At 67.9% G+C, this 26,071-nt stretch carries 27 protein-coding genes and 2 pseudogenes; 17 read left to right on the top strand and 12 right to left on the bottom strand.

The window, feature by feature from the left end:
* Positions 1–145: 145 nt before the first annotated feature.
* The 4 genes from OG787_RS47160 to OG787_RS47145 form a co-directional block, all read right to left on the bottom strand.
* The gene (locus OG787_RS47160; RefSeq protein WP_405539682.1) at positions 146–412 is read right to left on the bottom strand and encodes a hypothetical protein; all 267 of its coding nucleotides are present in this window, start codon (positions 410–412) and stop codon (positions 146–148) included.
* Between the two features lie 344 nt (positions 413–756).
* The gene (locus OG787_RS47155) at positions 757–978 is read right to left on the bottom strand and encodes a hypothetical protein (protein ID WP_405539681.1); all 222 of its coding nucleotides are present in this window, start codon (positions 976–978) and stop codon (positions 757–759) included.
* Between the two features lie 137 nt (positions 979–1,115).
* Complete coding sequence (locus OG787_RS47150; protein ID WP_405539680.1) at positions 1,116–1,637, bottom strand: GNAT family N-acetyltransferase; 522 nt, start codon at positions 1,635–1,637, stop codon at positions 1,116–1,118.
* Complete coding sequence (locus tag OG787_RS47145; RefSeq protein WP_405539679.1) at positions 1,637–2,632, bottom strand: hypothetical protein; 996 nt, start codon at positions 2,630–2,632, stop codon at positions 1,637–1,639. Before OG787_RS47145 ends, OG787_RS47150 begins: the two co-directional genes overlap by 1 nt.
* 428 nt (positions 2,633–3,060) lie before the next feature.
* On the opposite strand from OG787_RS47145, the gene OG787_RS47140 reads away from it, so the two are divergent.
* Genes OG787_RS47140 through OG787_RS47130 form a run of 3 tightly spaced genes read left to right on the top strand, consistent with a single transcriptional unit; the run spans position 3,061 to position 3,949 of the window.
* Positions 3,061–3,486, top strand: a complete 426-nt coding sequence (locus tag OG787_RS47140; protein ID WP_405539678.1) for an ATP-binding protein — start codon at positions 3,061–3,063, stop codon at positions 3,484–3,486.
* Positions 3,483–3,674 (top strand): hypothetical protein, encoded by a 192-nt coding sequence (locus tag OG787_RS47135; RefSeq protein ID WP_405539677.1) that lies wholly within the window; start codon positions 3,483–3,485, stop codon positions 3,672–3,674. The genes OG787_RS47140 and OG787_RS47135 overlap by 4 nt, the downstream gene beginning before the upstream one ends.
* Positions 3,671–3,949, top strand: coding sequence for a hypothetical protein (locus tag OG787_RS47130; RefSeq protein ID WP_405539676.1), 279 nt, complete (start codon positions 3,671–3,673; stop codon positions 3,947–3,949). Before OG787_RS47135 ends, OG787_RS47130 begins: the two co-directional genes overlap by 4 nt.
* Positions 3,950–4,048: 99 nt before the next feature.
* Here the strand turns inward: OG787_RS47130 and OG787_RS47125 are convergent.
* The 3 genes and pseudogenes from OG787_RS47125 to OG787_RS47115 form a co-directional block, all read right to left on the bottom strand.
* A pseudogene (locus OG787_RS47125) lies at positions 4,049–4,429 on the bottom strand (transposase family protein); the annotation flags it as partial.
* 5 nt (positions 4,430–4,434) lie between these two features.
* The gene (locus OG787_RS47120; RefSeq protein ID WP_405539675.1) at positions 4,435–5,184 is read right to left on the bottom strand and encodes a transposase family protein; all 750 of its coding nucleotides are present in this window, start codon (positions 5,182–5,184) and stop codon (positions 4,435–4,437) included.
* Positions 5,185–5,326: 142 nt separating this feature from the next.
* Positions 5,327–5,733, bottom strand: a pseudogene (locus OG787_RS47115) (transposase family protein); the annotation flags it as partial.
* Between the two features lie 209 nt (positions 5,734–5,942).
* Here OG787_RS47115 and OG787_RS47110 point away from each other — a divergent pair.
* On the top strand, positions 5,943–6,860 hold the full coding sequence (locus tag OG787_RS47110) for an endonuclease NucS domain-containing protein (RefSeq protein WP_405539673.1): 918 nt from the start codon (positions 5,943–5,945) through the stop codon (positions 6,858–6,860).
* A gap of 95 nt (positions 6,861–6,955) precedes the next feature.
* Here OG787_RS47110 and OG787_RS47105 read toward each other — a convergent pair whose 3' ends face one another.
* Positions 6,956–7,717, bottom strand: coding sequence for a DNA-methyltransferase (locus tag OG787_RS47105; protein WP_405539672.1), 762 nt, complete (start codon positions 7,715–7,717; stop codon positions 6,956–6,958).
* 625 nt (positions 7,718–8,342) lie between these two features.
* On the opposite strand from OG787_RS47105, the gene OG787_RS47100 reads away from it, so the two are divergent.
* From OG787_RS47100 to OG787_RS47070, 7 genes are all read left to right on the top strand, one after another.
* Positions 8,343–9,488, top strand: coding sequence for a C40 family peptidase (locus OG787_RS47100; protein ID WP_405539671.1), 1,146 nt, complete (start codon positions 8,343–8,345; stop codon positions 9,486–9,488).
* A 90-nt stretch (positions 9,489–9,578) separates the two neighbouring features.
* Positions 9,579–9,878: a DUF6112 family protein gene (locus OG787_RS47095; RefSeq protein WP_405540792.1), complete on the top strand. Its 300-nt coding sequence runs from the start codon at positions 9,579–9,581 to the stop codon at positions 9,876–9,878.
* A complete protein-coding gene (locus OG787_RS47090; protein ID WP_405539670.1) occupies positions 9,878–10,564 on the top strand; it encodes a hypothetical protein in 687 nt (228 codons plus the stop codon). The genes OG787_RS47095 and OG787_RS47090 overlap by 1 nt, the downstream gene beginning before the upstream one ends.
* 31 nt (positions 10,565–10,595) lie before the next feature.
* Positions 10,596–11,984 (top strand): ATP-binding protein, encoded by a 1,389-nt coding sequence (locus OG787_RS47085; RefSeq protein ID WP_405539669.1) that lies wholly within the window; start codon positions 10,596–10,598, stop codon positions 11,982–11,984.
* Positions 11,985–12,088: 104 nt separating this feature from the next.
* Complete coding sequence (locus tag OG787_RS47080; RefSeq protein WP_405539668.1) at positions 12,089–13,558, top strand: SCO6880 family protein; 1,470 nt, start codon at positions 12,089–12,091, stop codon at positions 13,556–13,558.
* A gap of 43 nt (positions 13,559–13,601) precedes the next feature.
* Complete coding sequence (locus tag OG787_RS47075; protein ID WP_405539667.1) at positions 13,602–14,057, top strand: DUF6238 family protein; 456 nt, start codon at positions 13,602–13,604, stop codon at positions 14,055–14,057.
* Positions 14,058–14,077: 20 nt separating this feature from the next.
* Complete coding sequence (locus tag OG787_RS47070; RefSeq protein WP_405539666.1) at positions 14,078–15,592, top strand: ATP-binding protein; 1,515 nt, start codon at positions 14,078–14,080, stop codon at positions 15,590–15,592.
* A gap of 142 nt (positions 15,593–15,734) precedes the next feature.
* On the opposite strand, the gene OG787_RS47065 is transcribed toward OG787_RS47070, so the two are convergent.
* The 4 genes from OG787_RS47065 to OG787_RS47050 all read right to left on the bottom strand — a co-directional run bounded on the left by OG787_RS47065 (position 15,735) and on the right by OG787_RS47050 (position 21,818).
* Positions 15,735–16,202, bottom strand: a complete 468-nt coding sequence (locus OG787_RS47065) for a hypothetical protein (protein WP_405539665.1) — start codon at positions 16,200–16,202, stop codon at positions 15,735–15,737.
* Positions 16,203–16,526: 324 nt separating this feature from the next.
* Complete coding sequence (locus tag OG787_RS47060; protein WP_405540791.1) at positions 16,527–17,831, bottom strand: IS701 family transposase; 1,305 nt, start codon at positions 17,829–17,831, stop codon at positions 16,527–16,529.
* A 1,363-nt stretch (positions 17,832–19,194) separates the two neighbouring features.
* The gene (locus tag OG787_RS47055) at positions 19,195–21,132 is read right to left on the bottom strand and encodes an ATP-binding protein (protein ID WP_405539664.1); all 1,938 of its coding nucleotides are present in this window, start codon (positions 21,130–21,132) and stop codon (positions 19,195–19,197) included.
* On the bottom strand, positions 21,129–21,818 hold the full coding sequence (locus OG787_RS47050; protein ID WP_405539663.1) for a hypothetical protein: 690 nt from the start codon (positions 21,816–21,818) through the stop codon (positions 21,129–21,131). Before OG787_RS47050 ends, OG787_RS47055 begins: the two co-directional genes overlap by 4 nt.
* A 220-nt stretch (positions 21,819–22,038) precedes the next feature.
* Here OG787_RS47050 and OG787_RS47045 point away from each other — a divergent pair, with 220 nt between their 5' ends.
* The 6 genes from OG787_RS47045 to OG787_RS47020 all read left to right on the top strand — a co-directional run bounded on the left by OG787_RS47045 (position 22,039) and on the right by OG787_RS47020 (position 26,014).
* Positions 22,039–22,701: a hypothetical protein gene (locus OG787_RS47045; RefSeq protein WP_405539662.1), complete on the top strand. Its 663-nt coding sequence runs from the start codon at positions 22,039–22,041 to the stop codon at positions 22,699–22,701.
* A gap of 84 nt (positions 22,702–22,785) precedes the next feature.
* Positions 22,786–23,484: a hypothetical protein gene (locus OG787_RS47040; protein ID WP_405539661.1), complete on the top strand. Its 699-nt coding sequence runs from the start codon at positions 22,786–22,788 to the stop codon at positions 23,482–23,484.
* A gap of 27 nt (positions 23,485–23,511) precedes the next feature.
* Entirely contained in the window at positions 23,512–24,288 is a 777-nt protein-coding gene (locus OG787_RS47035) for a hypothetical protein (RefSeq protein ID WP_405539660.1), read from the top strand.
* A 32-nt stretch (positions 24,289–24,320) separates the two neighbouring features.
* Positions 24,321–24,818 carry a hypothetical protein gene (locus tag OG787_RS47030; RefSeq protein ID WP_405539659.1) on the top strand — a complete coding sequence of 166 codons (498 nt, stop codon included), beginning with the start codon at positions 24,321–24,323 and terminating at the stop codon, positions 24,816–24,818.
* A gap of 18 nt (positions 24,819–24,836) precedes the next feature.
* Positions 24,837–25,544, top strand: coding sequence for a hypothetical protein (locus OG787_RS47025; RefSeq protein ID WP_405539657.1), 708 nt, complete (start codon positions 24,837–24,839; stop codon positions 25,542–25,544).
* Positions 25,545–25,570: 26 nt separating this feature from the next.
* Positions 25,571–26,014 carry a hypothetical protein gene (locus tag OG787_RS47020; protein WP_405539656.1) on the top strand — a complete coding sequence of 148 codons (444 nt, stop codon included), beginning with the start codon at positions 25,571–25,573 and terminating at the stop codon, positions 26,012–26,014.
* Positions 26,015–26,071: the final 57 nt, after the last annotated feature.

The following is a 26,071-nucleotide window of genomic DNA, read 5'->3' as shown; positions in this document are numbered from 1 at the left end:
ACATCCAACGCTCGGTCATGTCGAGAAAGGCTGCCGCTTCGGCAACTCCTACGTACTGGCGTTCCAACTATTACCTCCGGGGCAGGCTCAACAAGAGGTATACGCGATTCTCCCGGCCGCGCCCAACGAGGCCATTGTCCCAACCTCAACTGAGCACCGCCGGGGTGGCGGTGGCAGTCGCCTGCGCGGCGATGACTCCGGCGGACCGCCGGGTGCGAATCCACGTCGCAAGTGCGTCGTAGGCGCTGCGGAATTTGAAGGATCGGGTGCGCGCGTTCTCGGCCTCCACCCGCATCTGGCACCCGCCGAGAAGAGAGTCGAAGGCGGTGGACGTAAACATGGGAGTCCACACGACCTCTCGGCCGAGGAGGTCCATCGCGCCAAGCATGTTGACGGACGTCATGCCGGGCACGGCGCGGTACTCCCCTCTCATGAGTGGGCCCGCCGACGGTGCGCGCGCCACGCAGGATGTGGCTAATGAGCCGTTCGTAGCTGATGTCATCGGCACGGGCCATGCGAGCGAGGTTGCCCTAGCGGCTCAGGCCGGGAAGGGTGTTGGCTTCCAGTCACAGCACCTGGCCGCTTCGGGTGACTGCGAAGTCGTGGCGGCCGTAGCTGTGGCAGCCCAAGGCCTGGTGGACGGAGAGGTCGTGGCGGCGCAGCTTCTCCTCCGTCACAGGCGTGACTTCGGCTGGGCAGTGGTAGACGCACTGGTCACCATTCTGCTGCGCGGCTTGTGTGTAACCCCCTCCGATGTCACTGCTTCGAGCCGTCCAGCAGAGCTGCTGCGAGTTCGTCACGGTTGTGGGTAAGGCGCAGTCCGACCGAGCGACCTTCGTTGGTGGGCTTGAGGATAAGGTTCGGGCCCAGTAGTTCGACGATGCGCGCGGCTTCGTCATCCGCCTTGGCCTGGGCGTTGACCTCAGTGGCGCTGAGTGTGTCGACTTCGGCGGCCTGCACGACGGTCTTGGCTCGCACCTCGAAAGCCTCGGCTCCCCGGCCGGGGCTTTCGCATCCCCTGATCCGCGCCGGAACTTCCTGCGCCCACCCCGTAAGGAAGATCCGCGCCCCCTTCCGGCTCCGGCCGGGAGGGGGCGTTCTTGTCGTTTCAGGACCTACGAAAGCGGCAGTTCGGCCAGCATCACGGCGTACACCGGAGAGTCCGGGAAGGGTTGCCGCTCGCCCACCTTCCGGAAGCCCCAGTCCTCGTACAGGGCCTGGACCCGAGGATGCATGACGTCCACCAGGAGGACCGCGAGGTCCTCGTCCCTGTCCTCCAGGAGAGTTCGGGAGAGCAGGTCCGCCACGCCCTGCTTCCGCTTCTTCGGGTGGACGGCCAACTCGGAGTAGGAGAACGTCAGGTCCTTCTCCGGTGCCTGATCGACGTACTCGCGCCACCACTCCCGCCCCGGGACCGCCGGAGCCCCGTAGGCGAAGCCCACTGCCTCGTCGCCGTCGTACGCGATCACGCAGGCGAAGCCGGGATTGCCGCCCCAGTGGTCGACGAACCAGGGGAACTTCTTCTTGAAGTCGTCGTCCCGGTCGGGGCCCGCCGCTGCGGCGTGCAGATCGATGATCGTCTGTCGAATCTGCGGCAGGTCGTCGTGGGTGAAGTGACGGACGTCCAAGTCGGCCATCAGGCTCGGCTCCATTCGGATCGGTAGCGGTCTCCCCACTCTCGTGCGACGACTGTGTCCGGCGCAAGAGTGATCAAGTCCCGGTAGTAGTCCCCAAGGAGGGACCGCATTCGGCCGGGGATGGGGTTGCCGGACATCAGCTCGAAGACCGTGGAAGCCGTGGTGCACGCCCGCTCGATCTCGCGCTGGTGGAGCTGAGCCAGGGCCAGCCGTGTGGTGGCCAGAGCACGGTTCCGGCGAAAGGTCTTGGGGATCGTGGCCAGGGCCTGGTGGGAGGCGGCCTCCGACTCGGCCGCGTCGCCGATCCGATCCCGGACGATCGCCCTGATCGCGGTCAGCTCGGATGCCCCGTAGAACGTCACCCAGCTCGGCCGGGGCTCGCCATCGGGCGCCTTGCTCAGAGACTCCTGGGCGTACCCCAGGGAGCGGATGGCTGCCTGGCGGTCGCCGAGGTTGGCGTGGGCGACGGCCGTACGCGCGTGAGCGAGTGAGCCGTAGAAGGGATCCCTCCGGGCGATGGCCGTCGCCTGGGCCGCGTACCCGGCATCCACGGCGTCGGTGAACTTGTCCCGCTGGTGGGCGAGCATGGCGTACGAGTTCCAGACCCGCAGCTCGACGACAGGGTCCTTGGCCATCCCGGCGAGGTACAGCGCGCGGTCCAGGCGGGCCTGAGCGCGGTCGAGTTGGCGACCGTCGATGGCGGCCCAAGCAGCCGTTGACATGTAGTTGGCGGCCACGGCGAACAGCCGCTGGCGAATGCGCTGGGAGGCAGCCCGTTTGACCTTGCCGAGGGCGTCGTCCGCTCCGGCGAGGGCCGCCCGCTCCAGGCCCTCGTGACCGCCTCGGGACGCGTCCAGGGCCATCAGGGCGTCCAGGCCGCTGCGCAAGCGGATCACGTCCGAGGTGCCGACAGAGGTCGGCCGCAGATCCACGACGGGCGCCACGACGGCAACGGCGGTACCGGCGGTGGCGGAGAAGAAATTCCTGCGCCTCACGGATGGCTCCGGTTCGGTGATGGTGTGTCTTGCCGGTGGCGGACTGAAGCCCAGCTCATCGGCCGTACATCCGAATACTGCCTCTAAGGCTTCCCGCTGACGGGGGTGGGGCCAGCGGGTTTTTCCGGTGAGCCAGTTCCGGACGGTCCGATCACTCACCGTTCCGTCGTACCCGCGAGAACGCAGGAGGTCATTGACGGCCTCGGCCAACTCGGCCTGCTTGAGGCCCGACTCGGCCATGGCGCTGATGAGACTCGTGTTCCCCTCCACGCACCCACGGTAGCCACTTCGGCCACGTCAGTAGGGGCGAGTGTCGAGAAATTTCCGGTTGACCGCGATACACACGGGGCCGACTTTTCCTCCTCGACAGCAGTGCACAGCCGTTGACTGAAGCGAGGCCGCCGTACGCCGACACCCCTGAGGTACAGATGATCGTGTCAACGCAGCCATGCCCCACAGGGCACCACGGATACTCCGAGACCGTCCCCGGTCTGGAGGAGAGCGCCGAGGTCGCCCGCAAGCTCGTCAAGACGGCGCTGGCCGCCTGGCACCTCGAGGAACTGACGGACGCCGGGACGCTCCTCGTTTCCGAACTGGTGGCCAACGCGGTCAAGCACACGAACAGCCGTCTCATCCGGGTCGTCATCACCAGACCGAGCAAACGGTTCGTACGGATCGCCGTGGTCGACAAGTCCCGCACCATGCCGGAGATGAAGACGTCCAACGATGACAACCTCTCGACGGGCGGCCGGGGGCTGCTCCTGATCGACGCCCTCTCGGACCGGTGGGGCACCGACCTTTACCGGTGGGGGAAGCGGGTCTGGGGCGAACTGCAATGCGAGGTCGAGCAGTGAAGGACGGCAAGGCGTGGGTGGGCGACCATGTCCGCGACGAGGACGCAGGCCGGACCGGAATGGTCACGGACGTCTCCGGGGGTACGTACTTCCTGCGTCCCCTCACCGGCGGGGGCACCGAGTGGACCCAGAACGACCCCGAGCGGCTGACGGTCACCGTGCCCTTGGACACCGGCCGGCCCAAGTGACCAAGTTGCCCGAGCACGTCTCGACCGACCGCCTCGGCGTCCTGATCGCGGCGTACGAGTACGAGATGGGCACCTGCTTCCGCTGCTCCCGTCGCCGGGTCCAGGTGACCCGCTTCGGTGAGATCACGAGCGACGAGGGCGAGACCCCGCTGTACGCCTGCCGGGAGTGCGTGCAGGAACTGCTGACCATGCACGAGCGCTCCATGGAGCGGATGGACACCCTGCCCCGGATCGTCCAGCTCCCCCGAGCCCCTCGCGGAGTAGAGGCCACCTGACCCAGATGGCTCCCCCACCTGTGAGGAGAAGGCCCCGATCGCCCCGTGACGGTCAGGGCTCTCTTCGCGCTCCCGAAACTCCCCAGTGAGCCCCTTGCATCCTGTGTTTGCACAGATCAGATGGGGATACACAGCGCGGACGATGCGACCGAAGCTATTGGTTGAATAGCGTGCGCTTGCCAGCAGGCGCCAGGGGCTTGAGTTGGGCGAAGGCGCGTTCGCCGGATGCGCGCAGGCGGGCGTGGTCGCGGTTGTACTGCTGGTAGTGCTCGGGCAGTTCGCGGTGTTCGCAGTACGGGGTGCGGACGATGGCGCCACGCCCTGGTAGGCGCGGCTGGCCAGGACCAGGACCTGCCGGGTCAGGCAGGCTTGGACGATGCCTTGGGCGCGGGCTGCGGTCAGGTCGTGGGTCCGTCCTGGCCTTGCCCCTGAGAACCACAGCGGGGTTCCGTCCGGTGCAGTGATGACCTGAACATTGAGCTTCTTCAGCGTTGCCGCTCCAGGGTGAGGATGGCTTTGGCGATTGACGTCATGCGGTTGGGGCTGCATCGGGATCTGCGGAAGATGCGCCAGGTCTTGAGGTGTGCGACGCCGCGTTCGACCGGTGCGCGTGCCGCGGACAGCGCGCGGTTGAGGGTCTTCTCGGTGGGGGTGAGTTCCTGCAGGGGCTTGCGTTTGATGCCGGTGGTCATCCAGGGGCCTCCGCCCTGGTAGGCGAGGTCGGCCAGGATGGGGACGCCCTGGCGTTCGCAGATGCGGATGATCCGGTGGGTGCGGGCGGCGGTCAGGTCGTGAGTCCGGCCGGGCAACGCGGGTGAGAGCCACAGCAGTCGGCCGCCCGGATCGGTGACCACCTGCACGTTCACCCCGTGCCGGCGGTGCTTGTGGGAATAGTCGGCCCGTCCGTCGCCGACCCGGTCGCACTCGGCGAGCGTGCCGACCAGCAGGACGAAGTCAGGGTCGGTCTCGCGCAGGACCTTCAGCAGACCCGGCGCGCGTTCGGCGAGCAGGTGGATGACCGCGCTGGTGTAGGCGTGGGCGGTGGACTCGCTGATCCCGAACCCGGCAGCGATCTTCGCCAGGGTGGTGTGTTCGCGCAGGTACACCAGTGCCACCGTCGCGCGCTGGGACGGGCGGAGCTTGCAGCGCCGGTCACCCTCGCGGGTGACGATGAGCATCGTGACCCACTCCACGAGGGCATGGGGCAGGTCGAGTGCGGCAGGATAGATGACCAACGAGGCCCCCGAGCAGCGTGGTTGAGACGTCAGACATCTCGATCAACTGTCCGGGGGCCTCGCTCGTTGCGCTTCGTGGACCATCACCTGATCGGTGGCCAGCTCGAAGAGGCTCATTCATGCCATGCTTCTTGTGCTTCTACGAGTAGTACGACTCGTCCGCGCGGATGCGGTCGGTGGGAATCAAAGTCCCGTCGACTATGACGAAGTCGCCTTCGCCCAGGCCCACCAGGGCCTCGTGCAAGCCCGGCGCCCGGGCGGCCAGGACCTCGACGGTTTCGTCCACGTATCGCCACGCCGCCGATTCGGACACCCCGAACCCGGCCCCGACCTGAGCGAACGTCTCGTTCTTCCGCAGGTAGGCCAGGGCAAGCAGAGCCTGCTTGAAGCAACCGAGCTTTCGCCAGGGCGAGTTCAGTTCACGTCTTCGGGTGTAGATGAGCCAAGAGACATGCTCGACCAGCTCATGCGGGACGTCGAGCATGGATGGATAAGGATACGGAACCAACAGAGCCTCTCGGTCGCCGGTGTGATGAGTGAGATCACCACGCCAACGACGAGGGGCTCTGCCACGTCACCACCCTCGCTGACCAGCCTATTTCGCCCCTCCAGCACAGGATGAAAGAGGCTGAGCGTTCATCCACCTCTCGATGACAAGGCCGGCTCGGTGGAACCGAGCCCCCGTTTGTGCCATCGGAATAAACGACTCCTGGCCTCGATTGTTCGTTCTTGGTGATCGAGATGAGGCCGGGAGGCGCATGAGTAACCTGAAGGTCTTCAGGGTGAGAGGCTGGCAAGCCACCGAGATACCGGGGACCTCCGTGAGCGTCGAGCGCGAGCTGCAGACTCTCATCGAGTCCAACATGGAAGCGATGCTCGGTATCCGCTTCCTGGCGACCGAGTACCGCACCGGTCGTCATCGCGGTCGGATCGACTCTCTCGGTGTGGATGAAAACGGAACACCGGTCATCGTGGAGTACAAGCGCTCCCGCGACCAGAACGTCGTCAATCAGGCGCTTTCGTACCTGTCGTGGCTCCACGACCACCACCACGAGTTCGAGAGCCTGGTCAGAGAGAGGCTCGGCATCAAAGCGGCTGGGGAGATCGACTGGAGCAATCCCCGCATCGTCTGCGTCGCCGGCATCTTCACGCACCACGACGCTGTGGCGGTCGAGATGATCGGCCGTCGGATCGACCTGGTGGTCTACCGGGTCTTCGACGATGTGCTCACTCTGCAACTCGTCGCCTCGGATGCCGGCGCAGTCTCACCGGCACGGGGAGGAGCTCCACGTGTTCCCCGGGGCGCCAGTTCGACGGCTCCGAAGTCGGTCCTGCGGTACCTCGACAAGGCACCGCAGGACCTGAAGGACCTGTTCGCGGATCTCGACAAGGTGCTCCTGTCGTACGGTGACGTTCGGAAGGAGACCCAGCTTCACTACATCGCGTACCGGCGGATCAAGAACGTTGCCACAGTGCGCGTTCAGACGCGGAACAGGGTGCTCGTGGTCAACCTCAAGCTGGACCCGGACACGGTGAAGCTGCACGACGGATTCTCGCGCGATATTCGTGGTCTGGGGTGCCTCGGTATCCGTGACGGCATCGAGGTGCGGATCGGATCGCACGCGGATCTCGCACGCGCTGGTGAGCTCATTCGGCGGAGCGTCGAAGCCGCCTGAACAACCGCACGATCAAGGGCGGGTGTACCACCGATGCCGGGTGGTACACCCGCCCTGTCTCTGCGTTCGGGCCCGTTCGCCGGGGCGTCTCGCTGTCATTCCTCAGGTCCGGCGAGGTCGAAGTCCTCGCGCCGTGCGGTCTGTTGCAGCGTTTCCAATAGCCGAGCTTCTGCGATGTCGGCGTAGTGCTCGGAGAGTTCAACGCCTATGAAATGGCGGCCTTCCTTCAGAGCGGCGACGCCGGTCGTCCCGGAGCCAGCGAAAGGGTCAAGGATCGTTCCACCCGACGGGCAGATCTTCACCAGCTCGCGCATCACTTCCACAGGCTTCTGCGTAATGTGCACACGGTCCTTCCTCGGCTGGCTCGCCGTGTAGAGACCGGGCAGGTAGACGGGGTTGCGGTTGGCGTCGACGGGCCCCTTGGTTCCCCACACGATGTACTCGCACGACTGCTTGAGTCGGCCCTTCTGCGGCCGGGAGACCGGCTTGTGCCACGAGGCGATCCCCCGCCAGGTCCACCCGGCGGCCTGGAGGGCGTCCGTCGTCGTCGGCAACTGCCGCCAGTCGGTGAAGACGAGCGCGGTGCCGGACTCAACGGTCGCGCGATAGGACTCGGTGAGTATGAGAGTGAGCCAGTATCCGTACGAGCGCTGGTCGCGGTTCTCTCCGGGGAAGTTGGCGAGGTCGTGCTCGGCGTCGGCCGAGGTGTACTTCGCGCGCGCGGAGCGGCCGGTGCGCTCGCTACTCGTTCGGCCGCCGCTGTTGTAGGGCGGGTCGGTGATCACGGCATCGACGCTGTTGTCAGGGATGCCGGCGAGGGCGGTCAGCGCGTCGCCTCGATACAGGGTGTACGGCATTGCGCGGTTCTCTCCTTCAGGACGGCGGTCGTGCGCGCACTTCTCCGCTCACGGAGGGCTGCGCACGTCGGCATGGGTCGCTCCGCAGAACCGCTGAAGCAGCTGCCGGGGCGAGCAATGCACTGGAGGTTAACTCCGGATTCCGGCCGCACCCAATGAGTCGGATCTCCGCTTAGCAACCCGAAACCGCCCGACGCACGGGCCGTTTGGTGCGGCCGGATTTCGTCCCTACAGTCTCGCTGTGTTCACAGGACGGGACCTGCTTCCCCTTGGTGAGCTGTGTCGATGCGTGCTGGTCCGAAGGGCAGCGCGCCTGGCACCCCACCGGCTGGCTTCCTAATCGACGAAGGGGAATCCCAATGTGGCGAGTGAGATTAAGAGCGCGGCTGGCTGCCGCTTTCCAGTAAGGGGTCCAGCGGCCGGGAGTTAGCAGCTCCCGGCCCTGGTTTCCCTGTTTCCCTCAGGGATTGCGAATTCATAACCGGCGTGGTGTCGGTGGCCTTTTCGACGAGAACGCCTGTGCCGCGCTGTCTACGAGTAAGGAGCTGTCGATGCAGCATGCCCAGGCGCGCCCCTCCCCAGGGCCAGGTTCCCTGTCCTTCCGGCTGTCGTTCGGACATCGCCGGTGAAGAAGGTCGTTGCCATAGCGGGGGCCGTGGCACTCGGCCCGACGTTGTTGATCGTGCCGGTCGCTGTCGCTCTCGCTGGTTCCAGCAGCGCCCAAGCCTCCTGTGCCGCCGACGGCGCACAGGCTGTGGACAGCGCGGCCGTCGCGAAGCAGGTGGAGTCGATCCTCAAGGGTGACGGCAAGGGGTCCGTGTCCGTTTCGGGGTTGGATGAACCCGAGGAGCAGATACCGAACGCCAAGACGATCCAGGCCACCGGCGTCGCGATGAAGGTGCCGACACGGGGGCAGATCGTTGCCCTGGCCACGGCTCTGCAGGAGTCGCGGCTGCGGAATCTGGATTACGGCGATCGGGATTCGCTCGGTCTTTTCCAGCAGCGTCCCAGTCAGGGCTGGGGTACGGCTGCGCAGGTTCGCGATCCGGTGTACGCCTCGACGAAGTTCTACGAGGGCCTGCTCAAGGTCTCGGGCTGGCAGTCGATGACCATCGCCCAGGCCGCGCAGGCGGTTCAGAAGAGCGGCTTCCCCGACGAGTACGCGAAGTGGGAGCCGCTGGCCACGGCCCTTCAGATCGCCATCGCCAAATCACTTGGCCGGAACGGGGGTTCCGACAGTGACAGCGTCACGAGCGGTAAGGGCGAGCAGGCGGTCTCCTCCTCGGCAGCTACCGGGTGCGGCACCGGCGAGGACGGGTCCTCGTTCGGCCCGATTCCCGCCGGGTCCGTCCCCGAGGGCTACACGATCCCGGCCAGTGCACCCAAGTCGGTGCGTACGGCGATCCGTTGGGGTCTCGGTCAGCTCGGTACGCCGTATGAGTGGGGCGGTACGTGTTCCGCTCCGCACGGCCAGGACCCGATGGGCCGGTGCGACTGCTCGTCCCTGATGCAGGCGTCGTACAAGGCCGGCGGTGTCTCGATCTCCCGGACGACGTACACGCAGGTCAAGGAGGGCAAGGCAGTCAGCGTCGATGCCCTCAAGCCGGGCGACCTCCTGTTCACCCGCGGCACGGCCCAAGTGCCGGAGCACGTCGGGATGTTTGTTGGCCAGGGGTTGATCCTGCAGGCCCCGAAGACCGGCGACGTGGTCAAGATCTCGACCCTCGCCGACTGGCGTGCAGACATCCTCGCCGCCCGCCGAGTCGTCTGACCAGCTTCTTCGCCCCCCTCCCCTCGCTCCATCCCCTCCCTCTCGGGCCCTCGCGGGCCCAAATTCGCACTGGAGTTCCAAGTGAAGCTCATGCAGCACGCCCGGTATCTGGCGTACAACCCCGGCATCACGCCGAAGGAGGGCGGCCTCCCCGGCCTCAACGTGCTGAAGAACGTCGTCTCCTCGATCAACCTCTTCGGGATCATCGCGGTGGTCGGCGCCCTGGCCATCTCCGCCATCGTCTGGGCGTGGGGTCACCACAGCGGCGGTCACCAGGCCGAGGCGAACGGGAAGAAGGGCACCGTCATCGCCGCCGGGTGTGCGCTGCTGCTCGGCGCGGCCAACGGCATCGTCACCTTCTTCTCGGCGATGGGGACGCAGGTCCACTGATGTCGAAGAAACGTTCCCTCGCCACCCAGGAACGCACGTACGGGTCGCCGTCCTCGGTCCTGCGACGTGCCGTGATGGGCGGCCTCGTGCTTGCGGTGCTGCTGGCCGTCGCCGGTCTCCTCGCGTATCTGACCCGCGCGGAGAGCCCCGCCTCGGCGAAGCCCTCCCAGGCCCCGAAGTCCACGCCGCAGGCGGCTTCGCCGACGGCGACCGCCGGTGAGCGTGAGGCCGTTGCGTCGCCGCCCCGGACGAGCGATCCGATCGAGTTCGCGAAGGCGGCCACCAAGGTCCTGTGGACGTACGACACCCGAGCCTTCTCCCAGGTCGAGCACGTCGCGGGTCTCAAGCGGTGGATGACCAGCGAGAAGAAGTACGCCGACTGGACGTCCGTCTCCGATCAGGTGCCGAGCCCGGTGCTGTGGTCGCGGATGCACGACAACCGCCAGCACGCGAGTGCCAAGGTCGGCGAGGGCCACTTCCCGCAGGCGTTCAAGACCGCCCTGGCCCAGGACCCCGGCGCGATCACCGAGGCGTACGTCTACGCCGTCACGGTCACCGGCAAGCAGGCAATCGCGTGGAAGGGCTCCGGGACCGGAGCCGAGTCCCGCTCCACGACGCTCGCCGTCCAGTGCCGCCCCGCCCGGGCGTGTGCCCTGGTCGGTGTGCTGCCGAGCGTCGCGCCCTGATCGCCCCCAATCCCCGAAAGGAGGTGCCCTCATGGGGGCTTGTGACCTTCCCCTGATGGACACGGTGTGCAGCACCGTCGGCGGCGTCGTCGGCTCGACCGGCGAGGCAATCACCGATGGCATCGGTGCCTGGATCGCCAAGTCGATGGGCGAACTGGCCCAGTCCGCCGCCGACCTCGCCTCGACGGCCGTCGACAAGACCACGGCCGTCGATCTCAACGCCGAGTGGTTCCGCGACAATTACGAGCTGTTGCTGCCCATCGGTCTGATCCTGACCGTCGGCACGTTCTGTCTGCAGCTGATGCGCGCGGCCTGGCGCCGTGACGAACGTGCCCTCGCGCAGGCGGTGACCGGGACGGTGGCGGGTGTCCTGTTCGCGTTCGCCGCCATCGCCTGCACCACCGTCGCACTGACTGTGGTCGACGCGCTCTCCGCCGGGTTGTTCAAGGCGGCGAACAGCTCGGTCGACGACGCGATCCGGCGCGTCATCGAGGTCAACAACCTCGGCCCGATGTACGCGTTGGGCTGGACGATCCCCGCCATGGTCGGCTTGGGGTGTGCCATCGGCGCCTTCTTGTACTGGGCAGTGATGGTCGCCCGCAAGGTCGGCATCCTGGTCCTGGTGACGCTCGCCGTGTTCGCCGGCGCGGGCGGCGGCTGGGAAGTCGCCAAGCGCTGGCGACGCGGCTGGATCGAGGCGACCAGCACATTGATCGTCAGCAAGCTGCTGATGACGATCGTGTTTCTACTGGGCGTCTCGGCCATGGGCAAGAGCGACGCCTCCGACGGGCTCGCCGCCCTGTCCGACGCCATGGCGGGCATCGTCGTCATGGTTCTGGTGATGTTGTGTCCCTACGCCACGTACAAGTTCGTGCACTGGGCGGCCGACGGCGGCGGCCAGGACGACCTGCACCGTACGGGCCTCGCAGGAGTCGCGGTGGCGACCGGCGCGGCGAAGACCGCGGGCCAGCTCGCGATGCAGGTCGGCACCGGCATGCCCGCTCCGCAGGGCCCGTCGAAGGTTCCGGGCCAGGGTTCGGGCGGTGTCGCCTCCGGCATCGACCCGACCGGCGGTTCGGCCGGGAACGACCAGCCGAAGCAGACCCACTTCCCCTTCGGCGAGGACCCGAACGCCACCGGCGACAAGGGTCGGGCACTGATCCGACGACCTCCCACCGTTGGTGACCGTGGTCAGCCGCTGATCCAGCGTCCCGGCCAGGAGACGGCGGCCGACGCGGCACCGGTCTCCTCCGGGCCGACGCCCCAGGGCGCGGCGGTGGCACAGCCGCAGGTCACGCACCTGGATCCGCCGGCACCCCGGCGCAACGGATCGTCCGCGGTGAGCGGGCCTTCTCCGCAGGGCGGGGCCACGCCGCAGCAGTGGGTCTACCCCGAGCCGCCAGGTGGACCGGACTCGTAGCCCTCCCCTGACGGGGCGGGCGGCACAGGTCGCCTCCGGCGCCGCCCGCCCCGTCCTTCCTCCCCCAACCTCCTTGCTCTCCACGTTCCAAGGACGGCTTCGCCATGCTTTCCGACACCTCTCAGCCTGACGGCCCGGCCACCGTGAAGTTCCCGCATCGCTCGCGGCGCGGCGTACTGCTCGGCCTGTCGGCTCCTCAGTTGATCGTCGTCACCGTCACCGGCCTGCTACTACTCGCGGTGCTGCTCACCTCCGGCGTCGCCGGGGCGCTCAAGCTCGTACCGCTGTGGGCGGTCATCCTGGCGGCGGTGTTCATCCGCCATCGCGGGCGCTCCCTCGCCGACTGGGCACCTATCGCCGCCCAATACGCACTGCGCCGCTTCCGGGGCCAGCTCATCTGGCTGGCCCGGCCGTCCACCCGGCCGCAGCGCGAGGGCCTGCTCCACCTCCCAGGCACCGCGGCGTCCCTGCGGGTGGTCACCTCTCCCCGCGGCGGCTTCGGCGCGGTGCACGACCCGCACCACGGCACCCTCACCGCCGTCGTGAAGGTCTCCTCCCGTGCCTTCGCCCTCCTCGACCCGGCCACCCAGTCCAGCAACGTCGCAGGCTGGGGCCGCACGCTGGCGGCTCTGGCACGCACCGGGCACATCGCCCGGGTCCAGGTCCTGGAGCGCACCGTCCCCGACTCCGGCGACGCGCTCAACCGCTACTGGCACGACCACGGCGACGAGGCGACCCACTTGGCCGGACCCATCTACCGTGACCTGCTGGCCGCCGCCGGACCGGCTGCAGCCCCGCACGAGGCGTACGTCATACTCGCCCTCGACCTCAAGGCCGCCCGCCGTCTGATCAACCAGGCCGGAGGCGGGCTCACCGGCAGCTTGGCCGTCCTGGCCCAGCTCACCGCCACCTTCGACCAGGCCGCCCGCAACTCCGGTCTCACGCCCAGCAGTTGGCTGGGCGCATCCGAGATCGCCGCCGTGATCCGTACCGCGTACGACCCGAAGGCGTCGGCTGCCCTGGACCAGTGGTCCTCCTCCGGCCGCGCGCAGGCCGAGCCCGCTGCCGCCGGCCCCGTCGTCCTGGTCGAGAAGGCCGACCGGATCCAGACCGACTCGGCCCACCACGCCACGTTCTGGATCGAGAACTGGCCCCGCATCGAAACCTCACCCGGCTTCCTGCACCAGCTCCTGTTCACCTCCGGAGTCCGCCGCACGCTCTCGCTGACGTACGAGCCCAAGGGACTGGACTCCGCGCTCAAGGACGTCCAGCGCCGCAAGGCCACCGTGATCGCCGACGCCGCCGAGCGGCAGCGCAAGGGACAGGTCGACTCCGAAGAGGACTCGGTCGAGTACGCCGACATCAAGCAGCGCGAGCGCCAGCTGATCGCCGGACACGCCGACGTCGCCCTCACCGGCCTGCTCACCGTCAGCGCCGACACCGACGAACAGCTCAACGCGGCCTGCGCGGCAATCGAGACGGCTGCCGTCGCCGCCCTCGTCGACCTGCGCCTTCTGACCTGGCAGCAGGCCGAGGCCTTCACCAACGCCGCCCTGCCCCTCGCCCGCCCGTAGCGCACCGGCACCACCGTCTCGCGCTCAACCGAAGGGCACCCTCATGCCGACCGAGCCCCTGCCCGAACTGGCTCCGGACTTCGTCCCGTTCGCCACCGCCGCGCTTGACTTCCACCAGGCGATCAACATGCCCGTCGCCCCCGTCGCCGCCGGCCGTGCCGAACTCGACTCCCTGCACGCCCACGTCGTCGCGCTCTACGGGCTGCTCGACGCCCACACCGCCCGTACCACCCCCGTGGCCAGGGTGGAGGGCGACCACCTGCGGGCATGCCGGATCCGGCTGTGGCAGGCAGCCGAGCACCTCCACGCCGCCTTTCACACCGCCCCTCACTCTGGCTCCGGCCGCCTCCCCACCCAGGAGACGTGCCGGGCCCGGCTGCCCGAGGGAGCACCCGAACTCACCGTGTGCCAACGCCACTTGGCCACCGCCGCCCGCGTCCGCCGTGACCACACCCCGGCCGATCTGCGCGACCCCTTCACCGGCCTCACCCGCCACTGACAGCCAGGAGCACCACCCTCATGCCCTCTCGTACCCGCGCCAGCGCCAGCCCGCTGTTCGTCCCCCGCAAGAGCGACCGCCGCACGGCCCGCGCAGCCCGTCATCAGTTCGCCGCCGCCCGCGACCAGGCCCGCCATGCCGCCCGTCCCGAAGCCCGCAGCCCCGCGCCCGGTCTCGATCCCGAGCTGCGGGCCACCTACCCGGTCGCCGGCCGGCCCGGTGCGGCCTCGGCCCGCGGTGGCCGTCTCAAGCTCCCCGCCCACCGGATGACGACGGCTACGGCCTCCGGGGCCTACCCCTTTCTCGCGGAGGGCGGCCTCGGGGCCCAGGGGATCTACATCGGCCGTGACGTCCACGCCGAAGCCGCCTTCACCTACGACCCGTTCTCCTTGTACGGGCGCCTCGACGGCTTCACCAACCCCAACATCCTGCTCGCCGGGATCATCGGCATGGGCAAGTCCGCCCTGGCCAAGTCCCTCGCCGTACGCGCCGTGGCCTTCGGATACCGGATCTACGTGCCCTGCGACCCGAAGGGCGAGTGGACCGTCGTCGCCCAGGAACTGGGCGGCCAGACCATCGCGCTCGGTCCCGGACTGACGGGACGCCTGAACCCCCTGGACGCGCCCGCCCGGCCGTACGGCGTGAGCGAGGACGACTGGACCGGCGAGGTCCGCAAGCGGCGCCTTCTGCTGCTCGGCTCGCTCGCGAAGACGGTCCTGGGGCGCGAACTGCATCCCATGGAGCACACCGCGCTCGATGTGGCGCTCGACCAGGTCGTCGCCCACGCCGGATCCCGCGGCACCACCCCGCTGCTGGGCGAGGTCGCCTACGTCCTCGGTTCTCCTGAGCGACTCGATGCCGCGCTCGGCGAGCTGTCCGGCCGCCTCGGGCACGCCGCCGAAGACCTGGCACACGCGCTGCGCCGGCTCGTGCATGGCGATCTGGCCGGGATGTTCGACGCGCCGAGCACCGTGGCGTTCGACCCGAATGCGCCGATGCTGTCCATCGACCTGTCCCGCCTCGGCGGTGCGGGCGACGATACCTCGCTCGTCTTGGCGATGACCTGCGCGTCCGCGTGGATGGAGTCCGCGCTGGCCGACCCCTCCGGGGGACGGCGCTGGGCGATCTACGACGAGGCGTGGCGCGTGATGCGCCAGGTTGCTCTGCTGGAGCGAATGCAGAGCCAGTGGAAGCTCTCCCGCGGCCTCGGCATCGCGAACCTGATGGTCATCCACCGCCTCAGCGACCTGCTGGCCGCGGGTGACGCCGGTTCCCGGGGCCGGGCCCTGGCCGAGGGCCTGCTCACCGACTGCTCCACCCGGATCATCTACCGGCAGGAAGCCGACCAACTCGCCTCGGCCGCAGCCCTGTTGGGGCTCACCGGCGTCGAGACCCAGGCCGTCTCCGCGCTCACCAAGGGACGCGGACTATGGAAGGTCGCAGGCCGGTCGTTCATTACTCAACATCTTCTTCATCCGCGTGAGCGCGACCTGTTCGACACGGACGCCCGAATGTCCAAGATCACTCTTTCTTGATCATTTCAATCGCTCCTGAGGGGGCGTCGGTGTCGCGCTCCGATTCCCCGCCCCCACCGTGCCCCTGGGTCCAGTTCTGGTTTTCCGTCCTTGCCGCTCATGTCCGTCATGCTCATCGCCGGACAATTGAACTCGCTAGCCCTTACATGTCGTGAGGGGTAGTGCGATTTCCGGGCACCCGGACGACAACGGCCCAGCGATCCAGCTGCCGGGAATCGGGGGCGGGAACATGCTCGGTCCACATGTTGTCGCGCAGGTTGGGGAACCAGTGGGGCTTCGGCGTAAGATCCAGAACGGCAAGCATGCCGAGCGTGACTCCTGAGGCTTGGTAGGCCACAGTCTGCCCCAGGTAGCGCTTGAGATCCTCGGGTTCTGCCTTCTTAGGTTCGCGCTTGCACTCAATCACGATGCTGAATTCCGGGAATAGAACCAGGATGTCAGCGCGCCCCCCGCTGCGGTCGATGGTTTCCATCTGAACCTCGAAGCACGCACTGTCGAGATAGTCGTGCAGATCTTCCTGCAGCTCGATCTCATGCGGGAGCGTTTCTCCCGGCTTGGGAGCGAAGAGATAGGCGGTCTTCTTCGTGTGCTTGTCGCGGCCACGGTCCATCCTGTTCGCAAGGAATCGGATAGTCGCGGTGACGAGGCGGATAAAGTGTCTCCGCACCAGAAGAGACTGGAAGTCTGGGCATTGCTGCAACCCCTCAACAACCTTGTTGAAGAGATCCTGCTCAGCTTTGGGCAGCGATGCGATGTGGTTGAGATCGCTGTCAGTGAGCTGCTCGTGGAGGCCGTTGAGTACCCCAGGGGGTAGGGCAGCTAGTAGGGCTTGGTCAGGTTGGTGCGAGGTCTGGCATGTCGCGGTGACAGGTGGGGCAGGCGCCGGTCCAGATCACGAGGAGTAACTGCAGTTCGCGAACGACTCGGTAGAGGCTCAGGCCGACGCCGTCTCTTTTGGGGATCGGCTCAGTCGCTGGAGGGTGCAGAAGGCGTGGGCGACGGAGACGAGGGTGACGTGGTGGTGCCAGCCTGGCCAGGTTCGGCCTTCGAAGTGGGCCAGGCCCAGGGCCTGTTTCATCTCGCGGTAGTCGTTCTCGATGCGCCAGCGAAGCTTCGCGGTGCGCACGAGGACGGGCAACGGGGTGGTCTCGGGCAGGTTGGAGAGCCAGAACTGCACGGGCTCGTCCTGGCCGGTGGGCCATTCGGCGAGCAGCCAGCGCGTCGGAAGCTCGGTGGCGGCCGTGGCCTTGCGGATCTCACGTCCGGCGGGCCGGATCCGCAGGGCCACGAAGCGCGAGTACATGCGCTTGTGCCCGCTGCGGCCACTGCCCGGCCGCGATCCCTCCCTCCACTGCACTGGCCGTGCGGAAGATTTGCCGGCCGCGATGACCAGGCTTTTCACCCTCTGCGCCGGATCGGGGTAGGCAGGAACCGGCCGTCGGCCCAGGCCGGAGTAGGCCGGCGTGCACGGCTGTGCGTCCTCGGGTTGCGCGGTGGTCGTGGTCGAGATGCCCACCACGTAGTCGAGACCGCGTTCTTCCAGGCCAAGCCGGAAGGCGGCGGTGTCCCCATAGCCGGCGTCGGCGATGACCTGGGGCACCTCGATACCCCAGGAGCGCGTCTCGTCGATCATGTCGAGGGCCAGCTGCCACTTCTCGACATGGCCCACCTGGGCAGGGATGGCGCACTTGTCACGGCGGACCACTTTGACCGGATCGGCCTTCGGAGAGGCGGGATCCCAGCTCTCGGGCAGGAACAGACGCCAGTTCACCGCCGCCGAGGCGCCGTTGGAAGCCAGGTGCAGCGAGACCCCGGCCTGGCAGTTGGTGACCTTGCCCGCAGTGCCGGTGTACTGCCGGGTCACGCACGCGGACGCGTCCCCGTCCTTGAGGAACCCGGTGTCATCGATGATCAACGCGGTGGGCTTGACGACCGGCTGCATACGCCAGGCCAAACGGGCTCGCACATGTGCCGCATCCCACGGGCTGGAAGTGACGAAGTGGGCCAGGGCCTGCCGGTTCCCGTCTTCGCCCAGGCGGGCGGCCATCGGCTCCACCGACTTGCGCCCGCCGTCCAGCAGCAGGCCCCGCAGATAGACCTCGCCCCACCGCCGCTGATCTGCCCGCGCGAACGGCTCGAACATCTCCGCCGCGAAGTCCTCCAGATCACACCGGACCGCAGCCAACTCCCCACCCAGCACACCCGACCAACGACACAACCGATCAAGAAGACACGCCATCACGGACCGCACCTGACCAAGCCCTACTAGTACCTGCCTACCGAGTGCGGCGGCCAAGTCGCCCGCCGCTCCGTCTTTTCCCGGGCCGTCCTCGGCAGCTTCCTCAGGCTGAAGCCCGAGCCGGGACTCGACTACTGAGCGGAGTTCCTCGGCGGCGTGCCGATCCCAGTCCGGTGGGGCATCAGCGAGAAGCCCGCGCACGTGCAGTAGGAGCCCCTCGCGGGCGGCGAAGGCGTCCTCGATGCGGGGGGCTACGAGGAGCTGCAGCGCGGAAGCAGTTCCCGTTGAGGTGAGGCGTACGGAGCGGTGAGCGGTGTAAACGGCGAGGATGTGCTGGATCGTCTGGCTTGGCCAGGTGGGGAGAGGTGCGTTGAGGTGGGTGGCGGCCCGCTCAAGGTCAGTGCTGAGGGTGTACCAGGCAGCTTCGGTGTCGTAGCGGCCATCTCGCCAGCCAGTCCGCAGACCTGTGAGCCAGAGCCTGTGTTCAGAAGTGGAGCGACGTAGTTGCGTTGCCTCGGCGGCGAGAGCTTCATTGTCGCCGGCTTCGAAGGCTAGGACAGCGTTGATCGCGGCTCGGTATGCCGTGGCGTCCGGGCGGTCCTCGTCGGAGCCGATGGCTTCGCTGAAGTGGGTGCGGCTGGTGGTGAGCTGGGTCAGGAGGCTGGGGCGATCTGCGGCGTTGAAAGCGTCAGAGAGGTAGCACATGGCCAGCTCGAACGCGGCGTCGGAGCGCAGCGTTGGTATGTCGATGAATGCATGGAGCGCGGTAGTCAGGTCTTCGTCGCGCCATTGTTCATAGGCGGCTCCGAGTGCCCGTACGACTTGACGCGCGTATCCGATTGGTGCGGAGACGACTTGTGGGTCGACGAGGATGTCGAGGAGCCCATAGCGCTTGATAGCGCCTCCAGCGAGTGCCAGGCGAAGTGCGGCTTCGAGGAAAAGGCCGGCGGTCTCGGCTTCGAGGGCGGTGGCGTGGGACCCCGTCCGGCGCAGGGCGATGCGATTCAGCGTGGCGGCGTGGTGCTCGAGGTATCCAGAATGGTCGCACAGTCGGTCGAGGAGGTCACCGACGACGCCCGGCCGGTTCTCAGTCGTGAGGGCTTCGGCGATGAAGGCTGCGGCGCGGTCGGGGCTGCTGAGGCGGTCCCAGGCAGCAAGGAGGGTCTCGGCCGCGCGGAACCACAGTCGGGAGGTGGCAAGTTCGTTCGCCTGGGTCCAGATTTGGTCTTCGCCGCCGAAGTCTTCGAGTGTGGGGGAGTCTCCGTGGCGGCCGAGCAGTGTCTCCAGTGGAGTCACGGTGGCCCTCCTTGTCGTGCGGCGGCCTGCGGGGTTTTGGCGCGTTAACGCCCCAACGGGTTGTTGGTCACCACATGAAGGAACCTGCTTCAGCGATCTTCGTGCGGTCGTCAGGAATGACCGCACGGGCGAGTTCGCGGTTGGCAGTAGCGGCGATGATCTGCAGCCCGTCGGTCTCGTCGCAAATGGCCTGCAGTTGCTGCAGCGTCTCGGCCAGGTCGGTCGGGATCATCTCCTGGGCTCCGGCGGAGTCGATGAGGAACAGGCCGGGATGACGGCCACCGTGCTGCTGGCCGACGCGGAGGAGGGCGAGCAGAGTCGCCATGCGCAGGCGCAGCTGTTCGCCCTCGGTCACCTTCTGAAACCAGGTCGGCCCATCGTCCAAGTGGAGCTTCATGGGGCCGTTGGCCTGCAGCGCTACACCCTGGAGGTTGTTGTATCCCAGTCGTACGGCGAGGTCGAAGATTTCGCTGCTGACCCGGTCCATGATGGGCTTGCTGGCCTTCCCAACGCGCGCGTCTGCTTCTTTGTACGCAGCCTCGAGAATCTTCTCCTCCGGGTCCGTCTGCGCTGCTCCGCCCGCGCGAGCGTGGGTGACTTCGCGCTCGGTCAGGGCGCCCCGCAGACGTTCCAGGTCAAGCTGGCGTCGCAGGACGGAAGCATCCGGCAGCCCTGCTTGGGCAGCGGCCATCGCACGGCGGGCGGCCTCAAGCTGGTCTTCAGTTTCGTTCCGCTTCTTCTCCGCCCGGCGCAATCCTGTGCGGAGCTGGTCGTCTGCGACGGTCAGGGAGTCGATGCTCTCGCTCAGCTGGTCGATGGCTGTGGTGTCCTCCGGAGCATCCTCGGGAGTTGCGCTGCCGCATACGGAGCACTGGTCCGCAGCCTGCTCACCGCGCGCGTGAAGGAGGTCAGCGACGGTGGTGGTGCAGCGCGGGCAGCAAGTGGGGGTGAGTGCCCCGAAGTACCGCTTGGCTGCCGTGTTCTCCTTCATGTCGCGTAGCCGTTTCCGGTCTTCCAAGAGTGTCTGGTGCAGCTCGGTGTGGTTCTGCTGGACGGTGAGGTGCACCTGTACGGCAGTGGCATGGCGCTCTGCGCAGGACGCGACGTGGGCCGCGGCCTGCTCGATGGCCATGGCCTGGTCTTCCAGTGATGGAGCGGCGCCAGTATTGGCGAGGGCCGCCTCGGCTGCCGTGATCTTGTCCTTGAGCTGTTGCAGAGAGTCCGTGCGAGCCTGGGTGTCTTCAGTAGCGCGGCGCTTGTCTCCCCGCTGTTGCTGACGAACGGTCTTCAGGGCGGTATCGGCGTCACGGCGTGTGCTGGTCCAGGGCAAACCGATGAACATCTGCAGCAGGCTGACGACGGATCCGTTCTCGGTGGTTTCTCCGAGCAGAACTTCAGCGTTGCGGTTGCGGCAGATCAGCGCATGGCTGAACAGCGCCCAGTCGGTGACGGTGGCCTTACCGTCCTGTTCGCCTTGGACGTCGGAGTGCCATCCGCGTAGGATCTCCAAGTTGAGACGATTCATCATGAACTGGCTCATCACGGACGCGAACTCAGCTTCGCTGGCAAAGTCGACCCCGGGTGTGCCCTTTCCGGTCTCCAAGCGTCCGGTCGGTATGCCGTCCCTGTGCCTGAACGTCACGCTGAAGGGGTCACCATCAATGTGGCCTTCGAGCCGGACCTGGGAGATCCACCTGCGTGCGGTGTCCTGCAGTCTCTTGTTCTTGCCGCGCAGGCACCACCAGATCACTTCCAGGACGGTGCTCTTGCCTTTGAGGTTGTCGGCGGCCAGGCACCACAACCCGTCGCTGAGCGGCCATGTGAAGCGGAAGTCGTCAGTGAATTTGCCTGCCTTGGTTCCCGAGAACTCGATGGAGGTCAGCGCCAGGCGGTGCGGCCGCGGCAGCACGCTGCTCTCCCGTACCCGGTGGTGCTGAAGCACTGCTGCGGCCTCCGCGACGTCCACACCGGCACGGCGGGCGACGGCCTCGGTGAAGTTACTCATGCGCTCAGCCCCTCGCTCGTCCTGTTCTGTAGTGCCGCCAGGCGGGCCCGGACACGCGGGAGGATGCCGGCTATGTCCTCGCCCATATGGGTGCGTTCGTACTCACCTTGCGCGTACTGGAGCTCTTTCAGGGCGCTGCCGCTACGGTCCCCGGCCAGCAGCAGTACGAGTGCGGCGCGTTCGTCGTACCAAGACAGATCCGGCTCCTGCGTGCGCATCTCCTGTGCGTCCCGTCGGCCCGCTGGCAGTAGGCAGTAATCCCAGCGGTCGATGTCGGGCGCTGTACCGATCGCATCGATGCCGATCAGCCCGTGTGCGACCAGCAGAGCCAGAGCGTCATCGAGCGACTCGTAGGCGCCGTAGCGCCAGCGGATCATGGGGTAGGAATCGAGATCCGGCTCATCGCCGTCCAGCAATGCTGCCGCCCGATCGACCGGCCTGACTCCCGGGACGCTCCGGCCGGTCTCTGCAGCGTTCAACAGTTCATCGGCAAGGTAGTCGGGATTCCGAAGCCAGAAGTCGAGCGCCTGAAGCTTCTTCTGCCCGCGCAGAACCGTCACCGCATCCGGATGGGCCGTGCACTCGGTATCCGGCTCTGCGCAGTGGTCCAACAGGAACAGGATGCGTACGGCATCCTGAACCCGGCTCGCCCTCCGCGTCCGTACCTCCATGCCGTCCGACGTCATACGCCCCCGCCCATCTCGCCAGATCACCCCGCTAAACGAGTAGCACGAATCATGACTCCTGCGTAAGTGATCCAGCACAATCCGCACACGGCCGGACCCGCATCTCATCCCGCCTGGTTGGTTGGTTGGTGCAACCCTGCCGCGGTCAGCAGTCATCCGCCCACGGCCACGCCATGCTCTCTTCTCTGACATTCCCGCCCCGCCGTAGACGTCGCCCGCGATGCCTCTGGCCGGTGACGACGGCACTGTGTCTGCTGCCCCGTTCAGCCCGCGCGTGGCCGCCGGGGAACGCGTCCTGGCTGAGTGGGATGCCGTGTCGGGCAGCCTGTGCGACGCCGACCACCGGCCCCTCGACGAGCGCTACGGCTTGCGCCAGCAGCAACGGGAAGCGGAGATGTGGGCGCAGTTCGCTCCCTCCCTCACCTGCGGGCCGGCCCTCGTCGCCCACGCCGACGCAACACTCCCGCTCCTGGATCCTGGTGATCGTGCGGAGGGACGCTGGCCGTACCGGCTTCGGGTGCTGCGCGAGGCCCTGGAAGGCGGCGCACAGGTACATGCCGACTTCGATTTTCTTGCCGGTGCACTGGTGCCGGATCGCCCTCGCGCCGCAGCGGCCTTCGCGAAGGCTGTAGCCGAGCGCGATGCCGACGGCTGGCACTACTCCCTGACCTGGACAGAGAACGGCGGCGCGCTCGTCGAGATGGCGCGGGCCGAGCGAGCCGTGCGCGGCTGGCGGGACAGGCCACAGCACTCCGCACAGGCCGAGGCAGCCCGCGCCCGGTCTCCGCACGCGATCCGCCAGAACGCCCCGGTAGCGACGTTGTCCGCCGCTGCTCCGCCGCTCGGCGTCCTCAGGCACGACCGCCCGACCCGATCGCGCTAGCGCGGATTCCCGGCACCGCCAAATCCGTCTTCGGGCCGCATCCTCGTCCTCCGCACGCCCCGACCACTGCGAGGTGCAACTCTTGTGGCGGAAATACCTCCGCACATCACCATCGCCCACCACGACCAGTACGGCGTCGTGGCCGCGGCATCGCACGACAACCACGCCGCCGACCGCATGCTGCGGCTCGTCGGCTTCGAACGGATGCCCGATAGTCACCTGTACGCCCTGCCCGAGCCGACGCACGACCCGAGGCGGCGAGGCCAGCAGGCCGTCCAGTCCCTGCGCGCCGCTCAGTACAGCGTCACCTCCGACGCCGTGTACGACGTCAAGCCCGCCACCCGGCTCCACGGCGGGCGAGGTCTGCTCGACCGGCCGGAGGCCGTCGGTGGCGAGGAGGCGGTCTTCGCGTCCGCCCGCGCGCTCGATGCCGACATCCGTGCCGCCCGGATCGTCGTGCACGACGAGGTACGCGATCCCGACGGCACGCTGCGGGCGGTCGGCACCGACCTGCGCACCCGCGAGGGCGTGCTGCTGCACGGCGAGGGCGATCTGCGGTACGTCGAGTCCCGGCTGGACAACACGTCCCTCGCGTTCGACGCGTTCTCCTACATCCGCGGTAACGGACGTCCCGATCCGACTCCGTCGACCCAGCAGCGCCGGGCCAGGGCCGCCGTCGCCATCTCCCCCGGCCGCGCGGGCGCCTCGGTGCCACCTCGGCCCGACACCGCGGTCGCCTACCGCCCGCCCGTCGCCGCCCAGCAGCCGGCCCGCGTCCGCTAGACGCCTGCGCCGAAGGGAGCCTTCGCCATGAATCTGCAACTCGAGCCCGACGTCGCTTTCGGAGTTGACCCCGACCTCGGGGTGACGGCCGCCGTCGCGGATGACCGGCCGTTCCTCGACGAGGTCCTGCGCAAGCATCACTTCCGCTACAGCAGCACCCTCGATCTCTACCTGCTGCCCGGCGACACCCCGCACAACACGGCGGTGCGCACCGTGGCCCGCGCCAGCCGCGACTTCCAGAACGTCGGACTCTCGGTAGCTGCCGATCCCTGCATCATGCTGCCGCCGCCCATCCCCACCCCGGACCGGGTGCCCGTACGCCAGGCATTGCCCGGCCAGTCCTTGACCGCGCTGACCGGAGAACTGCACGAGCTGCGTCGTTCGGCCGATGTCGCCGACGTACTGGAGCAGATCCTCGACGAACACCACGGTGTCGTCGGCGACTTGGAGGAGTTCGTCGACACGGCCGCCGTCTGGTGCGAGCGCCTCGGTACCCCCAACGGCCGCGAGCTGGGCGTGCATCTGCGCACCATCGCCCACCACGTCGCGTTCCTCGGCGATCAGCTCGTCACCGCCCAGCTCGACCTGGCCGTCATGCCGGACCTGACTCCGGACAACGCGCCGCCCCTGGCCGAGGTGCCGCTCCCCGCCCGGCACGAGATCCCGTCTGTCACGCACACCGCACGCTCGCGCGCGGCCTTGGCGTCCTCCCCCAACCGCCCGGCCCCCGCCGGTGGCCCCGAACCGCCGGACGCAACCGTCCGTGCCCAGGCTCCCCCGCCCAGCACCCGCCGTTCGCGCTGATCCCGCTCTCGATAGCTCAAGGAGTCCGGCTCATGGCCGTCAAGAAGTCCTGGACCATCAACCACGCCTGCGGACACACCTCCCGGGCTGATCTCTCCGACCGCCCGGCCGACCGCCGCGCCGGCTACGCCCGATGGCTCGCCGAGCGTGACTGCGCCGGCTGCTGGCGTGCCGCCCAAGGCGAGGACACCGAGTCGAAGGCCGAGTGGCTGGCGGAAAAGCGAGCCGCCGAGCAGGACGAGGCGGAGGAGTGGTCAGCGCGCTACCGGATGCCTCCGCTGGACGGCACCGACCGTGCGGTCGCCTGGGGCACCCGCTGCCGCCACCAGCTCGTCTCTGCCGCCTACACCGCCCTCGCCCTGGAAGGCACCACAAGCGAGACGGAGTGGGAGGCCATCGAGGACACCGTACGGCTCCTGACGCGGGCCGGGTGGTGGCTCGATCAACGCGACGCCGACCCTGCCGACCTCCCCGAGCTGTTGGAAGCCGCCGCCACGAACGACCGGCCGACCGAGAACCCGCACTTCTAACCGCGCCCGGAGGCCTCCATGTCCACCACACCCTCTGTGGTCATCACTCGCGAGCCGACCGGGAACGTCATCGCCGAAGGCGGCGACGAGCTGGCCACCACCCTCCTCAAACGCGCGGGCTTCGTCATCCAGACCACGCCGCGCTCCTTCTGGTACCGCCTGCCCTGGGACATGGGCGAAGCGCACGAGAACCGGATGGCCACCCACGCCGCCGGGATGCTGACCGCCGTCGGCTACCACGTCGATCTCGACCCCGGCCTGGACGTCACCCGCGTCACCACGCCCACCGACCCCGCCGGTGATCGGGTCATCGGACACAGCGTGCTCATGCTCGTCGACCGACTCAACGGCGCGACCACGTACAGGGACGCGGCGGACGTCGTCGACGAGGTTCTGGACCCGGACGACGGCGTTCTCGTCCGCCTCGGCGACTTCTTCGAGGCCGCCGCCGCACAGGCCAACGCCACTGATACCGAACGCGGTTGGGACCTGTCATACGTCTTCGAAGATGCCGCCGCGACGGCGAGGGAGCTCGGCACGGACCTACATGCCGCCAGCGACCGCATGCGGGATCTCGCCCCTCCCGCGCAGAGGAGTTGGCAGGAAGGCGTCGCCCGCTACAACGCGACTGCCCCCAACCGCCGCCCCGCACCAGCAGCCGCCGTGTCGGCTGAGCCCGCAGCCACGCCGCCCGGGACACCTCAGTCGCCGGGCCGGGCCCGCTGAATCCCCCTAGATAAGGAGGCCGCTTCGTGTCCTTCCTCCACGAGGAGTACGGAACCGACGCCGAGATCTACCGCAAGCCGCTCGGCACCGAGGTCATCGCCGACTGCAGCGATCCTCTCGCCCACCGGATTCTTGTCGCCTGCGGGTTCGTCGAGATGACCGCTGTTCCGCAGTACGTCTGGCACCAGTTGCCCGAGTGCTTGGCCGACGAGGAGCAGCGCAGCCGGGCCACCCGTGCCGTGTGCCTGTTGCGAGCCGAGCAATTCGACGCGCACGTCGCCGACGATCTGGTATCCGAGACGGCGCTCGCCGCCGTACTCGCCGAGATCCGGCAGCGTCACGCGGAGATCAACACGGCAGCCGCCCTTGACTCGCCCGCAGTTGCCGCCGCCACGTCTGCGGCATGCGCCGAGCCCACCACGCTCTCCCCCACCGCGCCCGACTCCGCTATCCGCCGCCGCACCCGCTAGGAGCCTGCTCGTGACCGCCAGATCAACGCGTCGTCCCACCGCCACCCGTAGGTCCGC

Source organism: Streptomyces sp. NBC_00075 (assembly GCF_045041225.1).
GTDB classification, from domain to species: Bacteria; Actinomycetota; Actinomycetes; order Streptomycetales; family Streptomycetaceae; genus Streptomyces; species Streptomyces adonidis.
This window is presented reverse-complemented; position numbering and strand designations above follow the sequence as displayed.